A 22,430-nucleotide genomic window follows, 5' to 3' on the forward strand; every position below is an offset into this window, starting at 1 on the left:
GTGCAAGATCGGCGCACGCTTGGACGACGGGGCGGGCGCGAGCGGCGTGGCCGGTCCGCAACCGGACACAGCGCTACCAGTGGTTGGTGGTCTCAGTTTGTGGAACTGGCTTCCACGTAGTAGGCGTACGTGGCACTATGACCGCGTGACCCGGCTCATTATTGGCCCCTAGCGCGCCCGCGACCGTCGAAGACGGCATTCCGCAGCGCGCAGACCTCTCGCTTCCCGGCGGGAGGTTTTTTGTTGGTCAAAATCAGGAGGATCGAGGAAATGCAGGTCTACGACACCACGTTGCGGGACGGGGCCCAGCGCGAGGGAATCACGTACTCGGTGGTCGACAAGCTCGCCGTGGCGCGGCTGCTCGACGAGTTCGGAGTCGGGTTCATCGAGGGCGGCTGGCCCGGCGCGATGCCCAAGGACACCGAGTTCTTCCGCAGAGCGCGCACCGAGCTCAACCTCAGGCATGCCCTGTTCACCGCGTTCGGCGCCACCCGCAAGGCCGGCACCACCGCCGACAAGGACCGGCAGGTCAGGGCGCTCCTCGACGCCGAGACGCCGGTGGTGACGCTGGTGGCGAAGTCCGACGTGCGGCACGTCGAGCGGGCCCTGCGCACCACGCTGGAGGAGAACCTCGCGATGGTGCGCGACACCGTGGAACTGATGGTCCGCGAGGGGCGTCGCGTCTTCCTCGACTGCGAGCACTTCTACGACGGGTTCCGGTTCAACCCCGAGTACACGACCCTCGTCGCGTACACCGCGTTGGAGGCCGGCGCCGAGGCCGCGGTCATGTGCGACACCAACGGGGGCATGCTGCCGTCGATGGTCACGCGCGTCGTCGGCGACGTGGTCGAGCGGCTGGCCGCGCTGGGAGTCGAAGATCCGGTGACGAGGCTCGGCATGCACGCGCAGAACGACACCTCCTGCGCCGTGGCCAATACCGTTGCCGCCGTCGAGGCCGGGGTGCCGCACTTCCAGGGGACCGCCAACGGCTACGGCGAGCGGCCCGGCAACGCCGACCTCTTCGCCGTCGTGGCGAACCTGCAACTCAAGCTCGGGCTGAAGGTCCTACCGGACGGATGCCTGGAACAGATGGTGCGCGTCTCGCACGCCATCGCCGAGATCGCCAACATCGCCCCGGACACCCACCAGGCATATGCCGGGTCGTCGGCCTTCGCCCACAAGGCGGGCCTGCACGCGAGCGCGATCAAAGTGGACCCGCTGCTGTACAACCACATCGAGCCCGAGCTCGTCGGTAACGACATGCGGATCCTGGTGACGGAGATGGCCGGCCGGGCCAGCGTCGAGCTCAAGAGCCGCGAGCTGGGCGTGGATCTGGCCGGCCATCCCGAAACGCTGTCCCGGGTCACCGACCGGGTCAAGCAGCTGGAGGCGCAGGGCTGGTCGTTCGAGGCGGCCGACGCGTCGTTCGAGCTGATGATCAGGTCGGAGCTGGGGGACGCCGCGGCGCAGCGCCCGTTCTCGCTGGAGTCCTACCGGGTGCTGGTGGAGCACCGGGAGGACGGCGCCGTCGTCTCCGAGGCGACCGTCAAGGTCCGGGTACGCGGCGAGCGGGTCATCGCCACCGCGGAGGGCAACGGACCGGTCAACGCGCTCGACAACTCGCTGCGGGTCGCCCTGACCAAGCACTTCCCGGAGCTGGCCGACTTCGAGCTCGCCGACTACAAGGTCCGCATCCTCGAGGGCAGCCACGGCACCGGCGCGATCACGCGCGTGCTCGTGGAAACCCGCGGACCGGGCAAGGACTGGGTCACCGTCGGCGTGCACGAGAACGTCGTCGAGGCCAGCTGGCACGCCCTGGTCGACGCGCTCACGTACGGGCTGTCGAGGAACTATGCGGTGGGGAGCACCAACTCGGCGTAGAACGCCTTGTGGTCGGTGCCCCGTATCCGGTACGGGCGGGCCGCCCGGACTCCGATCCGGCGGTCCGCCAGTACCCGGTCGAGCGTCACACCGGGCATGAACCACTTCTCGTCGTACGGCCACGACGGGCGCAGCCCCGAACCGACCACCGACGCGGCATCGCGGTACCCGGTGTCGATGAGCCGGCGCAGCGCCGCATGGTCGAGGGTCGCGTTGAAGTCGCCGGCCAGGACCCGGAGCGGGCCGTCCACAGTGGCCGGTGGCTGGTCGCGGAGATCCCGTTCCCAGTAGGCCATCGCCGGCGCGCCCCACGGAGCGGTCGGATGAACCGACTCGACCAGGACCGGCGGCGCGCCTGGTACGTCCACTGTGGCCTGTGCCTGGAGGAAACCGCCGGCGTGGGTGCGCACCGACCGCTCCCGCAACGGATGCCGACTCAGCAGGGCCGACCCGCCGGTGCCGTCACGCGGGTACAGCGCCCGGTACGGCAGCACCTCGTCGGCGCCGGCCTCCGCCAGCCCCGTGAGGTCGCCGGGGGAGAACTCCTGCAACGCCAGCACGTCGACGTTCAGGCGGCGGACCAGGTCGAGCACCTGGCGCTCGTCGCCGTTGCCCGCCAAAAGGTTCGCCGAGAGCACCTTGAGAGAAGGCCCGCCGGCTGCCCGTCTCCCATCATTTATCGCGCGGGGAGCGACCACGACGCACAGCGCGAGGGCCGCGACCACCGCGACCCCGCCCGCCACCCAGCGGCGGGTGCCCAGCGCCACGGCCGCGACCACGACGGCGGCCGCCGCGACGTACGGCGTGAACGCCATGAGCTGCACCCACGGCCAGCCGCGCTCGAGGCCGAACACGCGGGTGACCGACCACACCGCGCAGCCGAGGACGGCCACCCAGAGGGCGGCGAGGAGGAGGCGCCTGACGGTCGGATGCACCCGGCCGACGGTAATTCACGCGGTAAAGGCGCGATCCACTATCGCGATGAGCCGCTCGCGCAGGGGAGCGGCCCGGTCGGCGAACGCCTTCTGCGCGGCTGTGTACTCGGCGCGACCTGCCGGTGTCTCGATGCGGACCGGCTCGTAGCCGAGGTCGCGGAGGTCGTAGGGGCTGGCGCGCATGTCGAGGGTGCGGATGTCGCGGGCCAGCTCGAAGCAGTCGACCACTGTCGGGGAACCGACGAGCGGGGCGAGCTTGAAGGACCACTTGTAGAGGTCCATGTTGGCGTGCAGGCAGCCGGGCTGCTCGAGGTCGTGCTGGGTGTCGCGGGTCGGCTGCAGGAGGTTCAGGCTGCGCGCGGGCGGCGTGAAGAAGCGGAACGCGTCGAAGTGGCTGCAGCGCACCTGCCTCTCCTCCAGGAGCCGCGCGATCTCCGGCTGCGACAGGCGTAGCGGCCAGGCGGTGTGCCGGACCTCCCGCTGGTCGAGGCGGTAGACCATGGCCCACTCGTGCAGGCCGAAGCAGCCCAGGTGCGGCGGCCGCTTCGCGGTGTTCGCGAGAAGGTCGCGGATCCACTGTGCGCGTGCCCGGTGCTCCGGCCTGATCCCGGTGGTGTCGGGGCGCCACTTCCGCAGCTGCGCCGGCCGGTGCGAGTAGTAGGTGAAGAGGAAGTCCTCGACCGGGTGCTTGACGCCTCTCCTGCGCCGTTCGAGGTGACCGTGCAGCAGCGCATCGACCCTGCGCTCATGCTTCTCGGCCTCCGACTGCACCGGTCGAGCGTACGACTATGTTGGTGCCATGCGGTTCGCTCGGTTCGTGCACCCCGGTGGCATGTCGTTCGGCGTGGTCGAGGGTGAGGCCGGCGCGCCGGTCTCCGCCCTGACGGTCGCCGAGATCGACAAGATCCCGTTCGAGGAGATCCGGTACACCGGCAAGCGGTGGGCGCTGCCCGACGTCCGGCTCCTCGCGCCGATCTTCTCCAGCAAGGTGGTGTGCGTGGGGCGCAACTACGCCGACCACGCCGCCGAGCTGGGCAACGAGGTGCCCAAGGAACCGCTGATCTTCCTCAAGCCGTCGACGTCGGTGATCGGCCCCAACGACGCGATCCGGCTGCCCCCGCAGAGCCGGCAGGTCGAGCACGAGGCCGAGCTCGCCGTGGTGATCGGTATCGGACCCGGCCCGGCCCGCCGGCTCGACCGGGCCGCCGCGTCGAAGGTCATCTTCGGGTACACGTGCGCCAACGACGTCACCGCCCGCGATCTGCAGAAGGCCGACGTCCAGTTCACCCGCGCCAAGGGCTTCGACTCGTTCTGCCCGCTCGGCCCGTGGATCGTCACCGGTCTCGACGTCAGCGACCTGGAGGTGCGCTGCGAGGTCAGCGACGAGGTCCGGCAGATCGGCCGCACCAAGGACATGGTCTTCGACGTCGCCACCCTGGTGTCGTACGTGTCACACGTGATGACGCTCCTGCCCGGCGACGTCATCCTCACCGGCACCCCGGCCGGCGTCGGCCCATTGACCGCCGGCGACACCGTCACCGTGCGGGTCGAGGGCATCGGCGACCTGACCAACCCCGTGACGGCGCTGGATTAGCTAACCGATTTGGCCGCGACGCCGGGCGGCCTGTAGAGTTCTCTCTCGGCGCTCCGGTGCCAATGGGGTATGGGGTAATTGGCAGCCCAACTGATTCTGGTTCAGTTAGTCTAGGTTCGAGTCCTGGTACCCCAGCGGCTGATGTGGTTGGTGTAGTCTTCACCGGCAACACAGTTGATGTTCTAGGGCCCCGTCGTCTAGCGGCCTAGGACGCCGCCCTCTCAAGGCGGTAGCGAGGGTTCGAATCCCTTCGGGGCTACACGTGATGCGGCGCTCCCCAATGATGGGGGCGCCGTTTCTGCTTCTCGGGGGAAGTTCAGGGGGCGCTGTGCCGGATCTCGTCGTCGCGGGGTGACAGCGGCTACCCTGGCCGCCGTTTCGGCCGTTCTCGTGCTCAGTGGGGCGTTGCACGCGGCCACCGGGTTCGGCTTCGCACTCCTCAGCGCGCCGATCCTCGCCGCGCTGCTCGGCCCGCCCGACGCGATCAGCGTCATCGTCCTCACCGGCGTCGTCGTCGACGTGCTCATCCTCGGCGCGGAGCGGCGCCGCCCGTCACCCTCCTGGCCGGAGGCGGTCGGGCTCACGGCGTGGGCGGTGCCCGGTCTCGTCGCGGGCGCCTGGCTCCTCAGCTCGCTGCCGCGCACCGGGCTGCAGCTGCTCGTCGCCGGCGCCGTGCTGGGCGGGGTCGCGATGCGCGTCGTGGGCGGCCGCCGCGCGGCCGCCTCGCCCCACCGCGGGTGGACGCGCGCCGCGGCCGGCCTGTCGTCGGGACTGCTCTCGACGTCCACGACACTGGGTGGCCCGCCGGTGGTGCTGTACCTGATGAGCCGTCGGCTGAACCCACAGACCATGCGGGACACGCTGGTGGTGCTGTCACTGCTGCGGACGCCGCCGAGCGTGCTGGCGCTCGTGGTGGCCGGCGCATTGCGGTGGCGGCCGGAGATCCCGCTTCTCTGGCTGGCGGTGCTGGCCGGGTACGCCTGCGGGAAGTGGGTGTTCGTCCGCCTCGACGCGGGTCGGTATGAGCGGGGGGTGTTGGGGTTGTTGGTGGTGGCCGCTCTTACGGCCACGGTGGTTGCCCTCGTGTAGCGGGCTGTTGGTGCCGCAGCCCGTGCCCACGTCCCTTCCGCGATCTTGGACGCTTCTACATCGGATTCGATGCATATGTGTCCAAGATCGCGGGGGGTGGGTGAGCGACGGGGGTCAGAGGCCGGACAGGCGCTGACCCGCGCGGACCACGGCCATCGCGTGGCGGTCGCCGGGGCGGCGGCCGAGCCGTTCGATCGGGCCGCTCACGCTGATCGAGGCGATCACGCGGCCGGTGCGGTCGCGGATCGGGGCGGAGACGCTCGCCACACCGGGCTCGCGTTCGGCGACGCTCTGGGCCCAGCCGCGGCGGCGGACCTCGGCCAGTGTGCGCCCGGTGAACTTGCACCGGGGCAGCAGCGGCATCACCGCCTCCGGCGGTTCCCACGCGAGGAGCACCTGCGCGGCGGAACCGGCGGTCATCGGCAGCACGGCACCGACCGGAACCGTGTCGCGCAGGCCGCTCGCGCGTTCGGCGGCGGCCACACAAATGCGCTCGTCGGCCCTGCGCAGGTACAGCTGGGCGCTCTCGCCGGTGGCGTCGCGCAGGGCGGTGAGGATCGGCTCGGCCGCGGTGAGAAGGATGTCGGGCGCGGCGTTGGCCAGCTCGCCCAGGCGGGGACCCGGGCGCCAGCGGCCCTGCGCGTCGCGCACGAGCATCCGGTGGATCTCCAGCGCCTGCGCCAACCGGTGGGCAGTGGCCCGTGGGAGCTTGGTGCGCTCGACCAGTTCCGCGAGGCTGGCGCCGTCTACGCAGGCGGCGAGGATGGTGACCGCCTTGTCGAGGACGCCGACGCCGCTCATACTGTGTCCCACAAGCCGAAACTTACCTCCCAAATTTTAGGATGTCCAGATGTCGGGAGAACAGTCACCGCGCACGCTCGCGCAGAAGGTATGGGACGCCCACCTCGTCCGTCGGGCCGAGGGGGAACCGGACCTGCTCTACATCGACCTGCACCTGTTGCATGAGGTCACCAGCCCACAGGCGTTCGACGGCCTGCGGATGGCGAACCGCCCGGTCCGCCGGCCGGAGCTCACGATCGCCACCGAGGACCACAACACACCCACCGACAACCTGCTCACGATCGCCGATCCGATCTCGCGTACGCAGATCGAGACGCTGCGCAAGAACTGCGCCGACTTCGGGATCCGGCTGCACCCGCTCGGCCACGCGCAGCAGGGGATCGTGCACGTGATGGGCCCCCAGTTGGGACTCACCCAGCCGGGCATGACGATCGTGTGCGGCGACTCGCACACCGCCACCCACGGCGCCTTCGGCGCCCTCGCCTTCGGCATCGGCACCAGCGAGGTCGAGCACGTGCTCGCCACGCAGACGCTGCCGCAGGCGACGCCGAAGCAGATGGCCGTCACGGTCACCGGCGAGCTGCCGCCCGGCGTCACGGCCAAGGACCTGGTGCTGGCGCTCATCGCGAAGGTCGGCACCGGCGGCGGTCGCGGGCACGTGGTCGAGTACCGCGGTCCCGCCATCGAGAAGCTCTCGATGGAAGGCCGCATGACGATCTCGAACATGAGCATCGAATGGGGCGCCAAGGCCGGGCTCATCGCACCGGACCAGACCACGTTCGACTACCTGAAGGGCCGCGAGCACGCGCCGAAGGACTGGGACGCCGCGGTCGAGCACTGGAAGAGCCTGCGCACCGACGAGGGCGCGGTCTTCGACACCGAGGTGGTGCTCGACGCGTCCACGCTGACGCCGTTCGTCACGTGGGGCACCAACCCCGGACAGGGAGCGCCGTTGAGCGCGACCGTTCCCGACCCCGAGTCGTTCACCGACCCGGTGGACCGCACCGCCGCCACCAAGGCGCTGGAGTACATGGCCCTCGAGGCGGGCACGCCGCTGCGTGACATCGCGGTCGACGTGGTGTTCCTGGGTTCCTGCACCAACGGCCGCATCGAGGATCTGCGCGCGGCCGCCGACGTGCTGCGCGGCCGCAAGGTCGCCGACGGCGTTCGGATGATGGTGGTGCCGGGCTCGGCGGCCGTCCGCGCGGCGGCCGAGGAGGAGGGCCTGCACGAGGTGTTCACGGCGGCGGGCGCCGAGTGGCGGTTCGCCGGCTGCTCCATGTGCCTGGGCATGAACCCCGACACGCTCAAGCCCGGCCAGCGCTCGGCGTCCACCTCGAACCGCAACTTCGAGGGGCGTCAGGGGCGCGGTGGACGCACGCACCTGGTGTCGCCGCCGGTGGCCGCGGCCACGGCCGTCACCGGCCGCCTGTCAGCGCCGGCCGACCTGTAGACCCCTTACGCGAGACGGAGATCACCGATGGACAAGTTCACCGTCCACACAGGAACGGCTGTGCCGCTAAGGCGGTCCAACGTGGACACCGACCAGATCATCCCGGCGGAGTACCTGAAGCGGGTCACCCGCACGGGGTTCGCCGACGGCCTGTTCAACGCCTGGCGCGGCGATCCGGCGTTCGTGCTGAACCAGGAGGCCTACGCCGGGGCCACGATCCTGGTCGCCGGACCGGAGTTCGGCACCGGCTCGTCGCGGGAGCACGCCGTCTGGGCCCTGCAGGACTGGGGCTTCCGGGCAGTCGTGGCTCCCCGATTCGGGGATATTTTTCGGGGGAACTCCCTCAAGGGGGGCCTCCTCCCGGTGGAGTTGCCCGCCGACGCCGTCACGGAGCTGTGGGACACCATCGAGGCCGACCCGAAGGTATCGGTAACCGTCGATCTGGAGAATCGGAAAGTCGTTGTGGGACAACGGTCCTGGGACTTTCCGCTCGACGACTTCAGCCGCTGGCGGCTGCTCGAAGGGCTCGACGACATCGGCCTGACACTGCGTCACGAGGCCTCGATCGACGCCTTCGAGACCACCCGGGCGGGCTGGTTTCCGGTCGTTGCCTAGGCTTTCGGCGGGCCTCGGCGAGAAATTCGTTAGGACACAAGGATTTCTTTTCCGGTTTATGTTTGTATCCTGCTCACAAGGGCCATACGTTGCGCGAAGGGATGACTCGCGCGAGTCCAGCCACTGTGTATCGGAGGAAGAACGTGAACAAGGCCGAGCTCGTTGAAGCGCTCGCCGTCAGCCTCGGAGACAAGAAGGCGGCCACCGCCGCTCTTGACGCCGTGCTGAAGGAGATCCAGAACGCGGTCACCAAGGGCGACCGGGTTGCCATCACCGGCTTCGGTGTCTTCGAGAAGCGGGTCCGCGCGGCCAGAACCGCCCGCAACCCGCGGACCGGCGAAGCGGTGAAGGTGAAGAAGACCTCGGTCCCGGCGTTCCGTCCGGGTGCCGGGTTCCGTGAGCTGGTCGCCAGCGGCAAGGTGCCGAAGGTCGCCGCTGCCAAGAAGACCGCCGCTGCCAAGAAGACCACCGCGACGGCCAGCAAGGCTGCGCCGGCGAAGAAGGCACCGGCCACGAAGGCCGCGGCGACCAAGACCACGGCCGCCAAGAAGACGACGGCGAAGGCCACTCGCGCGGCTGCGACGCCGGCGAAGCGGACGACGACCGCCAAGGCTGCGCCGCGTAAGCGGGCGTAGTCTCACTGTTTGCGCCTCAGGGGGCCACAACTCGCTCCGGGAGTACAGCGTTCAGCTCCTCTCCGCGAGTTGTGGCCCCCTGAGGCGCGTCGTGGTTCCTACGCCTATTGCCCGTTCGTCGGGAGTGAACGTGGGGTAATGCGGGTATGCGGAATCGACTTGGGTTCCGGGCGTGGTCCTCGCCGTTGAAAGGTACCGCCCGCGCGCAGGGTGGTGACCGGAGCGCGGTTTCCCAGGAACCTCGCCATTGCCAGGCCTTCCCTTTCGGGAACGACCATGGCGGGGAAAGGGTCGTTCGGGAATGACACTGTCGCCGGGCCGTGGGAGTTGGCGATATGCGCAATGGCGGCGCGTATCTCGGTGAAGCGGTTCTCGGGCCAGCAGCGGTACGAGATGTGCACCTCGGCACTCGTGGCCTGTGCGCCCATGAACACGAAGCGGCTCAACGGGCCGTCCGGGGTCCGCAGGTCGGCCAGGAACCGCTCCATCTCCCCGGCCGTGGTCGGCGGGGCGACGGTTCCCAGAGCGCGGATCCCAGCGGTGCAGCGCATGGATCTCCGTGGGCCGGACACCGTCGAACCGGCCGTCGAACAGGCCGTCGGCGAGCATCGCCGCCGCGCCGGACAGCGTCTCCTCGGCCCGCACCGGCGACCTCGGGATGGCGGTCGAGGTCCCGCCGGAACGCGATCAGGTCGGGGTCGAGCCGCGCCGCTTCCCGGTCCACCGAACGCTGGAAGCAGCGTGTCGCGCGGGGACGGCGGAGAACCTCGGGAGGCCACCCGTTCCGCCCTGAGGCCAGCGGTACCCCCGACCCCGGCGGCCCCGCACCGACGGGAGGGGTCAGATGGCCGGGGTCCGGACGTCGAGGTGGTCGGCGGAGGCGACCTCGCCGGCCTCCGTGAAGCTCAGCACCCACGCGGTGCCCTTGGGGGTCTGCGGCTCGCCGCCCGGGCGGATGCCGGCGATCAGGGGCCGGATCAGCCCGCCCTGGCTGCACACGACCGACGACGGCGTGGCCTGGGCGAGCTCCTGCAGCGCGTGCAGGGCCTCGTCGGGGTCACCGTCCTCGGCGAAGCGGCCGTCGACCTCCAGACGCTGCCCCAGCAGGTCGGCCACGGGCGTCACGGTGTCGCGGCAGCGCACCGCGGGCGCGCTGATCACGCGGTCGGGGGCGAACAACGCCAGCAACGGCGCCGCGTTCTCCGCGTCGCGGCGGCCGTTGGTGTCCAGGGGACGCTCGTCGTCGTTGCCCTGCCAGCCGGCGCGGCGACCCGCGTGCGCGTGCCGCACCAGCACCACCACGCCCGTCACCGGGGGGAGCGCCGTGAACGCGGCCACCACGCCGCGGTCGTGCGCGTAGGTCAACAGGTCGCGGGCGGTCGGCAGCGGCACCCACCGGCGCACGTCGACCTCGTGGTCGGGCTTGTGACCGTCGTCGGCCAGGCACCGCATCGACCAGTACTCGACCTGCTTCTCCACCCCCGGCTCACCGGTGAGGTAGTTGACGGTGCGCAGCCTGGCCTGCGGCACGCCGCGGACCCCGGACTCCTCGTGCACCTCCCGCACCGCCGCCGCGAGGCGGTGCTCACCCGGGTCGAGCTTGCCCTTGGGCAGGCTCCAGTCGTCGTACCGGGGCCGGTGGACCAGCAGGATCTCGGCGTCACCCTCCGCGCGCCACCGGTACACCACACCCCCGGCGGCGAGGACGATCTGGTTCACGAGCGCAGCCACTCCGTATGTTCGGGCGTGTTTGCGGCTGCCCACGCGGCGGGGAAGCGTTCGCGCGCGCGGCGCACCGCGGTGCGTTCCCGCTCGACCAGCCGGCCGGCGGCCACCGCGAGGGCGTGATCGTCCACATCGGACCGGGCGATCGCCAGCCAGGTGTCGGCCGCGATCGCCGCGTCCTGGTGCTCCCCGAGCAGCTCCTGCACCTCCGTCAGCGACTCGCCCAGCGCGGCGGCGGGCCCACCGACCAGCTTGGCGACGGACTCGACGGCGTACCGGGCCCGCTTCGCCCGGATCCGCACCGAGTGCCAGTCGTCGTCGAGGCCGAGAACGTCGAGGTCGCCGGCGCCGACCCGGCCGCGGCCGGTGGTGCTCAACTGCCGCCACGGCTTCGCCACCATGCGGGTCAGCGCGACGTCGGCCCGTTCCTCCGCCGTCGGGCCCAGCTGCGGCTCCCGGGCGGCCTGCACCAGCACGTCGAGCAGCGTCGCGTACCGCTCGGAGTTGATGACGTTCTCCAGCGTCTGCAACGCGTCCTCGTGCCGGGCCGCGAGGTCGGCGTCGAAGCGGGCGACGGCGGCCGGGTCGAGCGGCGCCACCGGGTCGATGCCGGCGGTGCGCTGCAGGCGCTCGCGCAGCACCTCGGCGTCGCGGGCGGTACCCAGCGCCTCGGCCAGCCAACTGGCACCGGCCCGCAGGTTGTCGACCCACTGCGGGTCCAACAGGGGCTTGAACGTCCGCAGGTCGCTGCGCAGCCGGCGGCAGCCGACGCGCATCTGGTGGACGGGCGTGTCGCCATCGGGCATCGGCGACCGCAGCCGCAGGTACGGATCGGACTGGAAGATCTTCTCGATGTGCTTGCGCAACGCGACGACCACGACGTCGCCGGCGGTCGGGCTGTCCCTGGGCAGGGTTCCCGGCGGGACGAGGTCGGGCGGCGCGGCGGCCCGCTCGCCCATCGCGCGGGCGTGCTTGGGCAGGAACGCGCCGCGCGTCGCGCCGGCACCGACCAGGATCGCCTCGACCTTGTCGAGCAGCTTCGTGCGGCCGGCCTTGCGCTCCACCTCGACCTCGCGGAACGCTCCGGTGACCTCGTCGCCGTCGAGCACGCTCACCGTGTCGTCGGCGACCTCGGCGAGCACCTCGCCGTCCCGGTCCCGCAGCTCGTACGCCCGACGCTGCGTGCGGATCGTGACGGCCGGAACCAACGGCGCGCCCCGGTGGTACGCGGTCAGCAGCGCCACCAGGTCCTCGGGCATCGTGCGCGAGCCGTCACGGGTGATCTCGTCACGCGACTCGGCGGCGCCCGACGTCGGCAGCTTCACCGTCCACGGCGGCTTTCCCTTCTCGCCGCTGCGGTAGCGGATCGAGATCCCGGCGCGGGCCAGCCGGGCGGTGTCGGTGTCGTAGTAGGTCGCGCGGAGGGTCTTCGCCGGTAAGGGGACGACCTTGCCGCCCTTCGGCAGCGCATCCGTCAACGACGGAAGGTGGAACTCCGGGTCGACCTCGTACTTGCGTTCCTCTTCGAGCATCAGTCACCCCTGCCGACGATCCGACGGATCAACGCCTCCTGCGGGTTGCGCAGCGGGCCGCCGTCGGCGTCGGCCACGCGCCGCCGCCACTCACCGTCGGCCCCGAGTTCGAATGCACTCGTATCCTCGCTCATGCACAGCTGGAGGAACGAGTGCAGGTGCTGCCGGGCGTCGCGGTCGGTGACCCGCACCAGCGCCTCGACCCGGCGGTCGAGGTTGCGGTGCATCAGGTCGGCAGAGCCGATCCACCACTCGGTGCCGTCGTCGTCGAGCTCGCCGGCGCCGAACCGGAACACGCGCGAGTGCTCCAGGAACCGGCCGAGGATCGAGCGCACGCGGATGTTCTCCGACAACCCCTCCACCTGCGGCTTCAACGTGCAGATGCCGCGCACCACCAGGTCGATCCGCACCCCGGCCTGGCTGGCGCGGTACAGCGCGTCGATGACGTCCTCGTCGACGAGCGCGTTGGTCTTGACCTGTACGAGCGCCGGTTCACCGTTGCGGGCCTTCTTGACCTCGCGTTCGATGCGTTCGACGATGCCGCTGCGCACCCCGTGCGGCGCGACGAGCAGCCGCCGGAACGCCGTCTGCCGGCTGTACCCGGTGAGCACGTTGAACAGGTCGGTGAGGTCGGCGCCCACCTCGGTGTCGGCGGTCAGCAACCCGAAGTCCTCGTACATGCGGGCGGTCTTCGGGTGGTAGTTGCCGGTGCCGACGTGGCAGTAACGGCGGATCTGGTTGCCCTCCTGCCGCACCACCAGCGCCGTCTTGCAGTGCGTCTTGAGACCCACCAGCCCGTAGACCACGTGGCAGCCGGCCCGCTCCAGCATGCGCGCCCAGCCGATGTTGGCCTGCTCGTCGAAGCGGGCCTTCAGCTCGACCAGCACCACGACCTGCTTGCCCGCGCTCGCGGCGTCGATCAGCGCGTCGACGATCGGTGAGTCGCCGCTCGTGCGGTACAGCGTCTGCTTGATGGCGAGCACGTTCGGGTCGGCCGCGGCCTGCTCGATGAAGCGCTGCACGCTCGTGTTGAACGAGTGGTAGGGGTGGTGCACCAGGATGTCGTTGTCGCGCAGGCGCGCGAAGACGCTGCGCGGGGTCTCGCCCTCGGCGAACGACGGGTGGGTGGCCGGCACGAACGGCTTGTCCTTCAGGTCGGGCCGGTCGACCTCCTCGAACACCTGCCACAACGCGCTCAGCGCGAGCAGGCCCGGTACCCGGATCACGTCGTGCATGTCGACGTCGAGCTCGCCGACGAGCACGTCGAGCACGTGGTCGGAGATCGACGCCGCGACCTCCAGCCGCACCGGCGGGCCGAACCTGCGCCGGGCCAGCTCGCGTTCGAGCGCCTGCAGGAGGTCCTCGTCGCGGTCCTCGTCGAGCTCGACCTCGGCGTTGCGGGTGACCCGGAAGACGTGGTGCTCCACCACCTGCATGCCGGAGAACAGCGACCCGAGGTGCGCGGCGATCAGCTCCTCGACCGGCAGGAAACGGAACACCCGCGCCGGGTCGTCGGCCACCCGCACGAAACGCGGAACGTTGTTGGGCACCTTCACGCGGGCGAACAGCTCCGGCCCGCCGTCGGGGTCACGCACCACCACCGCGAGGTTGAGCGACAGCCCCGAGATGTACGGGAACGGATGTGCCGGGTCGACGGCGAGCGGGGTGAGAACCGGAAAGATCTTGTCCTGGAAGTACCTGCGCAGCGTGGTGCGCTCGGCGGTGTCGAGGTCGCGCCACCGCACGAACTCGACGTTCTCGTCGCTCAGCGCGGGGCCCACGTCGTCGGTGAAGCACTGGGCGTGCTGCGCCATCAGCGTCGACGCCTGCGCCGCGATGCGCTCGAGCTGCTCGCGGGGGAGCAGGCCGTCGGTGCCCCGGACGGGTAGACCCATCTGCATGCGTCGCTTGAGGCCGGCGACGCGCACCATGTAGAACTCGTCGAGGTTGCCGGCGAAGATCGCGAGAAACTTCACCCGTTCGAGCAGCGGCGTGCGCGGGTCCTCGGCGAGCGTCAGCACCCGCGCGTTGAAGTCGAGCCACGACAGCTCCCGGTTCAGGTACCGGCCGGCGGGCAGGTCGGGCAGGTCAGGCAGGTTCGGCGCCGCGTCGGGGTCGCCGCGCGCCGGATCGGGCGCGGTGGTCACGGGCGCCGCCGCCGGTGCCGGTTCGTCGGCGGCCGCCGTGCCGCGGTGGGCGTTGGTCGACGCGTGTGGACGGGAACCGGACGCCGGGACGACCCGCCCGCGGCGCCGCGCGCCGGACTTGGACCGACCGTTCCCCGAACCCCCGGCCTCGTTGCTGTTCCGGTCCTCGGGGTGAAGGGTGTTCGCGTCCACAGGATCATCATGACCGGTCGGGGCCTTGAACGACACGGATCCGATCAGCGGGATCAGTGCATCGTGACGAGAGCAACGCGTGCGACGGTGCCGTCGGGCGCCGGTTCCAGCCGGACCCGCTGGCCGACGCGGAGCAGGCGCAGCCCCGAGGCGGCGAACGCCGTGGCGGGGAAGTCGAGCCGCTTGCCGTCGTCGAGGAGCACCGCGCCCGCACCGGTACCCGGGTCGAACTCGCTCACCGTCCCCTGCATGCGCCAACCCTAGCGGTGCGGGACGGCGACGTCGGCGCGCAGGACCGCCCGGGTGTGCGGGCCGGCGCCCAGTGCGACCGCGACCGCGAGGTCGGCGGCCGTGTCGACATCGTGGCGCAGCGACGGCCAGTCGCCCTCCAGCCGGCGGGCGCCGCCGTGGCCGTGTGCCGCCGCCGAACCCGGGCCGAAGCGGGGGATGAGGCGTTCACCCGCGGCGGCGGCCAGCAGCACCGTGCCGGTGCCGGCCGCGTCGGGCACGTACCCGCCACCCGCGGCGGTCGCCAGGGCGCGCAGGGCCGCGCTCAGGTGGTCACCCCGCAGGGCGGGAAGATCGGCCGGAAGCGCCGCGATGCGACCGACCACGGTGGACGCGGCGTGCGCGAGCGCGGCGTTGAGCCCGCCGAGCGCCGGCTCGGGCACGGCGCGGGCGCCGAGCGCGGTGACCGCGGCCGTGACCGTCGGGTCGGCGGTGACCACGACCACCCCGCCGACGCCGACCGTGGCCAGCGCGGCCGCGACGGTGTCCTGCGCCATCGCCAGAACGAGCGACTCGTGCCGCTCGGCACCCACCGCGCCACGCAGCCGGGTCTTGGCGGCGGCCAACCGCTTCACCGGGACGAGCACGGACCACTCCACCCGCCGATAGTGCCCTACCAGTCACCGTCGCTGTCCCTCGCGGTGACCAGCGCCACGCCGGTAGGGTGTGGCCGGCGGAGTGGCTGGCCGGAGGGCCGAAACCGGGTGGGGCTCCGCGTGGAGGAGGCACACGTGGCCGGGCGTGATCTGAGCCTGTGGCAGCGTCTCGCGGTCGGGTTGATCAAGCCGCCACTGACGGTGCTCACCCGCCGCACGTGGAGCGGGTTCGAGCACGTCCCCCAGACCGGTCCGGTCATCATCGTCGCGAACCACATCTCGCACGCCGACACCGTCGCCGTCGCCCACTTCGTCTACGACTCCGGCCGCTGGCCCCAGTTCATGATCAAGAGCTCCGTGTTCAAGGTGCCGGTGGTCGGTTACCTGATGACCAAGTGGACCCAGATCCCGGTGCAGCGGGGCAGCGCCGACGCGGCCCGCGCGCTGGAGGCGTCGCTGAAGGTGCTCGAGGAGGGCGGTTCGGTGGTGATCTACCCCGAGGGCACCACCACCAAGGAACCCGACCTGTGGCCCATGCGCGGCAAGACCGGCGCGGCAAGGCTCGCGCTCGCCACCGGCGCGCCCGTGATCCCACTGGTCACGTGGGGCGCGCAGGACATCTTCGACCCCCGCACGAAGAAGAAGCGGATCCGGCCGCGCATGCCGGTGACGCTGGTGGCGGGTCCGCCGGTCGACCTGTCGAAGTGGGCCGGTCAGGCACCCACCAGCCAGGTTCTCAACGAGATGACCACCGAGATCATGAACCGCCTGCGCGAGATGATCTCGGAGGTGCGGGGGGAGCCGGCGCCGCCGATCTGGTCACCCCAGGCCGCGCAGCAGGAGCCGAAGGTCGAGGAGTCGTCATGACCCGCGCCGCCGTTCTCGGTGCCGGGTCGTGGGGCACGGCGTTCGCGAAGATCCTCGCCGACGCGGGCTGCGACGTCACCGTGTGGGCCCGCCGGCCGGCCGTCGCCGCGGCGATCCGGGAACAACGCACCAACCCCGACTACCTGCCGGCGCTGAAGCTGCCCCCGGGCGTCACCGCCACCACCGACGCGCGTGCCGCGATCCGCGGCGCCGAGCTGGTGGTGCTCGCCGTGCCGTCGCAGACGCTGCGCGGCAACCTGGCCGACTGGTCGTCGGCGATCGGCCCCGACGCCACGCTGATCAGCCTCATGAAGGGCATCGAGCTCGGCACGACCAAGCGGATGAGCCAGGTGATCGCCGAGGCCGCGCACGTCCCCGACCACCGGGTGGTGGTGGTCAGCGGCCCGAACCTCGCCGCCGAGATCGCCGCCGAGCAGCCCGCCGCCACCGTGGTGGCCTGCCCCGACACCACCCGCGCCGAACAGGTGCAGAAGGCCATCACCACGCGTTACCTGCGCCCGTACACGAACGACGACGTCATCGGCTGCGAGCTCGGCGGCGCGGTGAAGAACGTGATCGCGCTGGCGTACGGCATGGCCACGGCGCTCGGGTTCGGCGACAACACCCGGGCGATGGTGATCACCCGCGGGCTGGCCGAGACCGCCCGGCTGGGCGTCGCGCTGGGCGCCGACCCGCTGACGTTCGCCGGCCTGGCCGGCCTCGGCGACCTGGTGGGCACCTGCTCGTCCCCGCTGAGCCGCAACCGCACGTTCGGCGAGCACCTCGGCCGCGGCGAGACGATCGAGCAGGCGCAGGCCGCCACCCGGCAGACCGCCGAGGGCGTCAAGAGCTGCCTCGCGATCCGCGACCTCGCGCACCGGCACGGCGTCGAGATGCCGATCACCGAGCAGGTCGAGCGGGTCTGCCACGAGGGCCTCGACCCGCGCATCGCGGTCGGTGCGTTGATGGGACGGAGCGTGAAGCCGGAGTGAACGACGGAACCCGTGTGGTGCACGCAGGGCTGCCGGAACCCGTACCGGGGCAGCCGTTCATGCCCGGGCCGGTGTTCGCCGCGCCGTACCACCTCGACCCGGTCGCGGGCCCGCAGCCCGACCGGCCGGGCTACGGCCGGCCCGACAACCCCACCCGCGTCGCGTTGGAAGCCGCGATCGGCGAGCTGGAGGGCGGCGAGTGCGTCACGTTCGCCAGTGGCATGGCGGCGATCGCGGCGGTCTTCCAGGTGTGCGGCAGGGGCGGCGTGGTCGTGCCGTCCGACGGCTACTTCGCCGGCCGGGCGCTGGCCGACCAGCTGCTGCCGAACGTGCGCTACGAACCCACGGCGGGTCCCGTTCCCGCCTATGCCGGCGTGTCGCTGGTCCTGCTGGAGAGCCCGGCGAACCCCGGCCTGGACCTGTGCGACGTGCCCGCGCACAGCGCGGCGGCCCACGCCGCCGGCGCGCTGGTCGCCGTCGACAACACCACGGCGACGCCGCTCGGCCAGCGGCCGCTCGACCTCGGCGCCGACATGTCCGTGGCGTCGGGCACCAAGGCGCTGGCCGGCCACTCCGACGTGCTGATCGGCTACGTCGCCACCCGCGACGCCGAGCTGGCCGACAAGCTCCGGTCGTGGCGGGCCCTCGGCGGCGCGATTCCCGGCCCGTTCGAGGCGTGGCTGGTGCACCGCTCGATGGGCACGCTCGACCTGCGGCTGGCCCGGCAGAGCGCCAACGCCGCCGCCGTGGCCGAGGTGCTCGCGGCGCATCCGGCCGTCTCGCGCGTGCGGTGGCCAGGACGCGCGTCGGACCCGGCGTACGACCTCGCGCGCAGGCAGCTGCGCCGGGTACCCGGTGTGGTGACGTTCACGCTGGCCGACAAGGCGGCCGTCGACCGGTTCCTCACCGCGAGCACGCTCATCGCGGCCGCGACGAGCTTCGGCGGCCTGCACACCACCGCCGACCGGCGGGAGCAGTGGGGCGACGACGTACCGCCGGGCCTGGTGCGGCTGTCGTGCGGCATCGAGGACGAAGCCGACCTGGTCGCCGACATCGAGGCCGCGCTGAAGGCGGTCTAGACCCCGGCGGTCGCGGTCGCGTAGTCCGCGATGTCCGCGGGCTTGAGGGGACGCGCGAAGTGGTACCCCTGCGCGTACCGGTACCCGATCTCGTGCAGCCGTTCGGCCTGCGCCGCGGTCTCCACCCCCTCGGCGACCACGAGCAGCCGCATCGAGGTGCCGATCTGGCTCAGCGACGTGATGATCGCCTCCTGCTCCGGGCTCTGGCCCACCCCGTCGACGAACGACTTGTCGACCTTCAGCACGTCGATCGGGCAGGTGCGGAGCAGGCCCAGCGACGAGTGGCCGGTACCGAAGTCGTCCAGGGCCACCTTGACGCCCAGCTCGCGCATCGCGGTGACGGCCGCGAGCGCCGGCCCGCCGTCGAACACGGCGGTCTCCGTGATCTCGACGGTCAGCCGCTCCGCCGGCAGGCCCGACGCGAGCAGCGCCGCCTCGACCACGGTCGGAAAGTCCGGCTCGATGAGTTGGCGGGCCGACACGTTCACGCTGATCCGGCCGGGCGCGGCCGGCCCCAGCTCCTTCAGCCAGGCCGCGCCCTGCGTGCACGCCTCGTACAGGACCCACGCGCCCAGCTGCACGATCAGCCCGGTGCGCTCGGCGACCGGGATGAACTCGGCCGGCGACACGAACCCGCGCACCGGGTGCGTCCACCGTACGAGCGCCTCCACGCCGGCCAGCTCGCCGTGCGGCAGCGTGACGATCGGCTGGTACACCAGCGCCAGCTCGTTGCGCTCGACCGCGGCCGACAGGTCGGCCGCGAGCCGGGCGTGCTCCTGGGCGCGCACGTCCATGCCCTGGTCGAACTCGACGCACCGGCCACGGCCCCGGTTCTTCGCCACGTACATCGCGAGGTCGGCCCGGCGCAGCAGCTCCGCGGCGCTGGCGTCCGGTGCGCCCGCGGCGACCCCGACGCTCGCCCGGACCAGCAGGTCGTACCCGTCGGCGGTCACCGGGCGCTCCAGCTCGCCGACGATCCGGCGGGCGATCGCCATCCGCTCGTCGGGCTCGACGTCACGCAGCAGCACCGCGAACTCGTCGCCGCCGAGGCGGGCCACCGTGTCCTGCGGCCGCAGACCGTTGCGCAGCCGGGCGCCGACATCGCGCAGCAACGCGTCGCCGACCGCGTGGCCGAGCCGGTCGTTGATGAGCTTGAAGTCGTCGAGGTCCACGAGCACCATCACCGTGCGGTCGGGTGTGTCGGTGGCGAGGGTCTCGTCGGCGAGGCGGGCGAACAGCGTGCGGTTCACCAGGCCGGTGAGGTCGTCGTGGGTGGCCTGGTGCGCGAGCTCCTTCTGGTACTTGCGGGCCTCGGTGACGTCGCGGGTGTTGTTCACCATGCCCTGGATGTCCGGGTCGTTGAAGAAGTTGGTGCTGTGCACCTGCAGCCACCGCCACGAGCCGTCGGCGCGGCGGAACCGTGCCTCGGCCCGCGCGGTGGCGCCGGGAGCGGCGTACGCCGGAGCCATCGCGGACGCGAAGGCCGGCAGGTCGTCAGGGTGCACCAGAAGCCCGCCGCCGCTACCCAGGATCTCGTCGGGCGTGACCCCGAGCAGCGTCTCGATGCCGGGGCTGACGTAGGTGAGCTGGCCCTCGTGGTTGTGGATCGAGATGACGTCGGTCGAGTTGCGTACCAGCGACCGGAACCGGTGTTCGTGGCCGCGCACCTCGCGCAGGCTCTCGTCGAGGCGGCTCACCAGCCGGGCGTTGTCGTGGAACGCGGTGAGCTGGCGTCCGATGATCAACGTGGTCAGCGTGACGGACCCGATCAGCAGTACCCGGTGGTGCGGGATGTCGCGGAGGTCGGCGACCACGGCCAGCAGGTTGAACAGCGCCACGGCCGCGTACGGCACCACGCTGAACGGCCGGCGACGGGTGCGCGCGGCGGCCGCCGCCGGGTCGGCCAGCGCGTGCCGCTGCCGCCGGGCGGCGAGCATCCAGCCGATCGCCGAGAACGGGAGCACCGCGGTCTCCGGGGTGAGCCCGGTCCACGGGGTCAGCGCGGCCAGGCCGCCGGCGGCCATCGCGCTCATCACGAGGCTGCCGCCGATCAGCCGCATCGCGACCTGGTCGATCGGCTCGGCGCCGGTGAGCATGAACTTGCCGACCGCGACCAGGCCGCACGCCGTCACCGCGCCGAGCGTCACGGCGAGCGCCGTGGCACCGTGCCGGCCCGTGCCGGTGAGGAGCTGGGTGGCCAGGTACCACATCATCACCAGCGTCGCGCCGCCGACGATCCCCAGGTCGAGGACCACCGTCACGCGGTTGCCGATCTGGCGCCACGGCACCGGCAGGCTCGCCACCGCCGCCACGAAGAAGAGGAGACCCACGACGTACAGCACCAGCGCGGCCGGGGGTACCGAGTTCAACCGGTCGCCGAGCACCCCGCTCATGACGGCGCCGACGCCGGTGAGCCCCATCGAGACGGCGACCAGCAGCCAGAACCGGTGCACCACGGCGCCGGCCACGGTTCCGTTCCGGCCCGCCGCCCGAGCGGTGTCCACCGCCACGACCGCGCCCAGCATCCAGTTGACCATGCTCAGCACACCGGCGGCGACGTCGCCGCCGCGGCCCGAGTAGTCCATTGCCCGGGCAACGAACAGCAGCGTGGTGACGACCGCCAGCGCTGCGGCCGCCGCGGGCAGCGACCGCACGAGCCGGTCGGGTGACCGCCGTCCGTTCTCCACCGTCAGTCTCTCCAGGAGTTCGTCCGTTACGGTCTTCAGATCGGCTGTGTACCGGCAGTGCTGAGGGTTCGGGTTCCGGTGGGGCGTGCACCCTGCGTATGGCACCACCCCGGTATGGTCGGCGCGTGGCTGACTCGTCGGTTCCAGCGAAACCCCGTGTCGCGGTCGTCTTCGGCGGTCGCAGCACCGAACACGCCATCTCGTGCGTCAGCGCGGGAAATGTCCTGGCCGCGCTCGATCCGGACGAGTTCGAGGTGGTGCCCGTCGGCATCACCCAGGCCGGTGGATGGGTGCTCGCCACGGGCGGTGCCGTCACCGCGATCGAGGGTCGCCGGTTACCGGCTGTGACCAACGAGTCCGGAACCGCTGTCGTGCTGCCCGCCGACCCGACGATGGGTCAGGTCGAGGTCGTCGACGCGCGCCAGGGCGTCCAGGCGCTGACCGGGGTCGACGTGGTGTTCCCGCTGCTGCACGGCGCCTACGGCGAGGACGGCACGATCCAGGGCCTGCTGGAGATGGCCGGGCTGCCGTACGTCGGCGCCGGGGTGTTCGCGTCGGCGGCCGGTATGGACAAGGAGTTCACCAAGCGCCTCGCGGCGGCCGACGGCATCCCGGTCGGTCCGTACACGGTGCTGCGGGCCGGCCAGTCGCTGTCGGCGGACGACCGCGGGCGGCTGGGGCTGCCGGTGTTCGTGAAGCCGTCGCGCGCCGGGTCGAGCATCGGCATCACGCGCGTCACCGACTGGGCCGACCTCGACGCGGCGGTGGCGAAGGCCCGCGAGATCGACCCCAAGGTGATCATCGAGGCGGCGGTCGTGGGCCGCGAGGTGGAGTGCGGCGTGCTCGAAGGCGAGCACGGCGGGCCGCCGGAGGCCAGCGTGGTCGGCGAGATCTCGGTGCCCGGCGGGTTCTACGACTTCGACGCCAAGTACCTCGACGACGTCGCCGAGATCTCGGTGCCGGCCGACCTGCCGCCCGAGGTGTCGGAGCGGGTGCGGGAACTGGCCGTGCGCACGTTCGTGACGCTCGACTGCGCCGGGCTGGCCCGGGTCGACTTCTTCGTGGGCGCCGACAACGAGGTCTACCTCAACGAGATCAACACGATGCCCGGGTTCACGCCGATCTCGCTGTTCCCCGTGATGTGGGCGGCGTCGGGCCTGGAGTACCCGAAGCTCGTGTCGCGCCTCGTCCGCACCGCGCTGCGCCGCGGCACCGGTCTGCACTGACCCGGCCCGCCGCTCGCTGCCGCTCCGGGCGCCGCTCGCTGCCGCTCCCGGCGCGCCGATCTTGCAGTCATGGCCGCACCTATGTGGTGACATGTC

19 protein-coding genes, 2 tRNA genes and 1 pseudogene are annotated in these 22,430 nt (G+C 71.6%); 12 read left to right on the plus strand and 10 right to left on the minus strand.

The features are described 5' to 3' along the window. Positions 1–270: 270 nt before the first annotated feature. Positions 271–1,881, plus strand: a complete 1,611-nt coding sequence (gene cimA, locus Voc01_RS21065) for a citramalate synthase (protein ID WP_203929205.1) — start codon at positions 271–273, stop codon at positions 1,879–1,881. On the opposite strand, the gene Voc01_RS21070 is transcribed toward cimA, so the two are convergent. Next, entirely contained in the window at positions 1,851–2,816 is a 966-nt protein-coding gene (locus Voc01_RS21070) for an endonuclease/exonuclease/phosphatase family protein (RefSeq protein ID WP_239160362.1), read from the minus strand. The genes cimA and Voc01_RS21070 overlap by 31 nt on opposite strands. A 15-nt stretch (positions 2,817–2,831) precedes the next feature. Next, positions 2,832–3,587: a 3-methyladenine DNA glycosylase gene (locus Voc01_RS21075; RefSeq protein WP_203929206.1), complete on the minus strand. Its 756-nt coding sequence runs from the start codon at positions 3,585–3,587 to the stop codon at positions 2,832–2,834. Between the two features lie 28 nt (positions 3,588–3,615). Between Voc01_RS21075 and Voc01_RS21080 the strand changes: the two genes are divergently transcribed. The 4 genes from Voc01_RS21080 (at position 3,616) to Voc01_RS21095 (ending at position 5,499) form a co-directional block, all read left to right on the plus strand. Then, entirely contained in the window at positions 3,616–4,410 is a 795-nt protein-coding gene (locus Voc01_RS21080; RefSeq protein ID WP_203929207.1) for a fumarylacetoacetate hydrolase family protein, read from the plus strand. Positions 4,411–4,473: 63 nt separating this feature from the next. Further along, positions 4,474–4,545 (plus strand) — tRNA-Gln (locus tag Voc01_RS21085). A gap of 51 nt (positions 4,546–4,596) precedes the next feature. Further along, positions 4,597–4,669: transfer RNA gene (locus Voc01_RS21090), tRNA-Glu, on the plus strand. Positions 4,670–4,761: 92 nt separating this feature from the next. Continuing rightward, positions 4,762–5,499 (plus strand): sulfite exporter TauE/SafE family protein, encoded by a 738-nt coding sequence (locus tag Voc01_RS21095; RefSeq protein WP_203929208.1) that lies wholly within the window; start codon positions 4,762–4,764, stop codon positions 5,497–5,499. 114 nt (positions 5,500–5,613) lie between these two features. Here the strand turns inward: Voc01_RS21095 and Voc01_RS21100 are convergent, their stop codons facing one another. Then, positions 5,614–6,300, minus strand: a complete 687-nt coding sequence (locus tag Voc01_RS21100; RefSeq protein ID WP_203929209.1) for an IclR family transcriptional regulator — start codon at positions 6,298–6,300, stop codon at positions 5,614–5,616. A gap of 49 nt (positions 6,301–6,349) precedes the next feature. On the opposite strand from Voc01_RS21100, the gene leuC reads away from it, so the two are divergent. The 3 genes and pseudogenes from leuC to Voc01_RS21115 all read left to right on the plus strand — a co-directional run. Further along, positions 6,350–7,753 carry a 3-isopropylmalate dehydratase large subunit gene (leuC, locus tag Voc01_RS21105; RefSeq protein WP_203929210.1) on the plus strand — a complete coding sequence of 468 codons (1,404 nt, stop codon included), beginning with the start codon at positions 6,350–6,352 and terminating at the stop codon, positions 7,751–7,753. A 27-nt stretch (positions 7,754–7,780) separates the two neighbouring features. After that, positions 7,781–8,368, plus strand: a complete 588-nt coding sequence (gene leuD, locus Voc01_RS21110; RefSeq protein WP_203929211.1) for a 3-isopropylmalate dehydratase small subunit — start codon at positions 7,781–7,783, stop codon at positions 8,366–8,368. A gap of 143 nt (positions 8,369–8,511) precedes the next feature. Then, positions 8,512–9,000 (plus strand): annotated as a pseudogene (locus Voc01_RS21115) (HU family DNA-binding protein); the annotation flags it as partial. Positions 9,001–9,107: 107 nt separating this feature from the next. On the opposite strand, the gene Voc01_RS21120 reads toward Voc01_RS21115, so the two are convergent. The 6 genes from Voc01_RS21120 to cofC form a co-directional block, all read right to left on the minus strand. Then, positions 9,108–9,491, minus strand: coding sequence for a hypothetical protein (locus tag Voc01_RS21120; protein ID WP_203929212.1), 384 nt, complete (start codon positions 9,489–9,491; stop codon positions 9,108–9,110). Between the two features lie 352 nt (positions 9,492–9,843). Further along, positions 9,844–10,722, minus strand: coding sequence for an NUDIX hydrolase (locus Voc01_RS21125; protein ID WP_203929213.1), 879 nt, complete (start codon positions 10,720–10,722; stop codon positions 9,844–9,846). After that, positions 10,719–12,260, minus strand: coding sequence for a CYTH and CHAD domain-containing protein (locus Voc01_RS21130; RefSeq protein ID WP_203929214.1), 1,542 nt, complete (start codon positions 12,258–12,260; stop codon positions 10,719–10,721). Before Voc01_RS21130 ends, Voc01_RS21125 begins: the two co-directional genes overlap by 4 nt. Further along, entirely contained in the window at positions 12,260–14,599 is a 2,340-nt protein-coding gene (locus Voc01_RS21135; protein WP_203929215.1) for an RNA degradosome polyphosphate kinase, read from the minus strand. The genes Voc01_RS21130 and Voc01_RS21135 overlap by 1 nt, the downstream gene beginning before the upstream one ends. 53 nt (positions 14,600–14,652) lie before the next feature. Continuing rightward, a complete protein-coding gene (locus tag Voc01_RS21140; RefSeq protein WP_203929216.1) occupies positions 14,653–14,850 on the minus strand; it encodes a cold-shock protein in 198 nt (65 codons plus the stop codon). A 9-nt stretch (positions 14,851–14,859) separates the two neighbouring features. Next, positions 14,860–15,486, minus strand: a complete 627-nt coding sequence (gene cofC / locus Voc01_RS21145) for a 2-phospho-L-lactate guanylyltransferase (protein WP_203929217.1) — start codon at positions 15,484–15,486, stop codon at positions 14,860–14,862. Between the two features lie 132 nt (positions 15,487–15,618). Here cofC and Voc01_RS21150 point away from each other — a divergent pair, with 132 nt between their 5' ends. The 3 genes from Voc01_RS21150 to Voc01_RS21160 are packed head-to-tail and all read left to right on the plus strand — an operon-like array spanning position 15,619 to position 18,421. Then, a complete protein-coding gene (locus Voc01_RS21150) occupies positions 15,619–16,350 on the plus strand; it encodes a lysophospholipid acyltransferase family protein (RefSeq protein WP_203929218.1) in 732 nt (243 codons plus the stop codon). Further along, on the plus strand, positions 16,347–17,342 hold the full coding sequence (locus tag Voc01_RS21155; protein ID WP_203929219.1) for an NAD(P)H-dependent glycerol-3-phosphate dehydrogenase: 996 nt from the start codon (positions 16,347–16,349) through the stop codon (positions 17,340–17,342). The genes Voc01_RS21150 and Voc01_RS21155 overlap by 4 nt, the downstream gene beginning before the upstream one ends. Further along, positions 17,339–18,421 (plus strand): cystathionine gamma-lyase, encoded by a 1,083-nt coding sequence (locus Voc01_RS21160; protein ID WP_203929220.1) that lies wholly within the window; start codon positions 17,339–17,341, stop codon positions 18,419–18,421. Before Voc01_RS21155 ends, Voc01_RS21160 begins: the two co-directional genes overlap by 4 nt. Here Voc01_RS21160 and Voc01_RS21165 read toward each other — a convergent pair. Continuing rightward, positions 18,418–21,108, minus strand: a complete 2,691-nt coding sequence (locus Voc01_RS21165; RefSeq protein WP_203929221.1) for a bifunctional diguanylate cyclase/phosphodiesterase — start codon at positions 21,106–21,108, stop codon at positions 18,418–18,420. The two genes, Voc01_RS21160 and Voc01_RS21165, sit on opposite strands and share 4 nt — an antisense overlap. 125 nt (positions 21,109–21,233) lie before the next feature. Between Voc01_RS21165 and Voc01_RS21170 the strand changes: the two genes are divergently transcribed. Then, positions 21,234–22,334, plus strand: coding sequence for a D-alanine--D-alanine ligase family protein (locus tag Voc01_RS21170; protein ID WP_239160363.1), 1,101 nt, complete (start codon positions 21,234–21,236; stop codon positions 22,332–22,334). The last annotated feature ends 96 nt before the right edge of the window (positions 22,335–22,430 follow it).

It is taken from the genome of Virgisporangium ochraceum, from assembly GCF_016863655.1.
Taxonomy (GTDB): domain Bacteria; phylum Actinomycetota; class Actinomycetes; order Mycobacteriales; family Micromonosporaceae; genus Virgisporangium; species Virgisporangium ochraceum.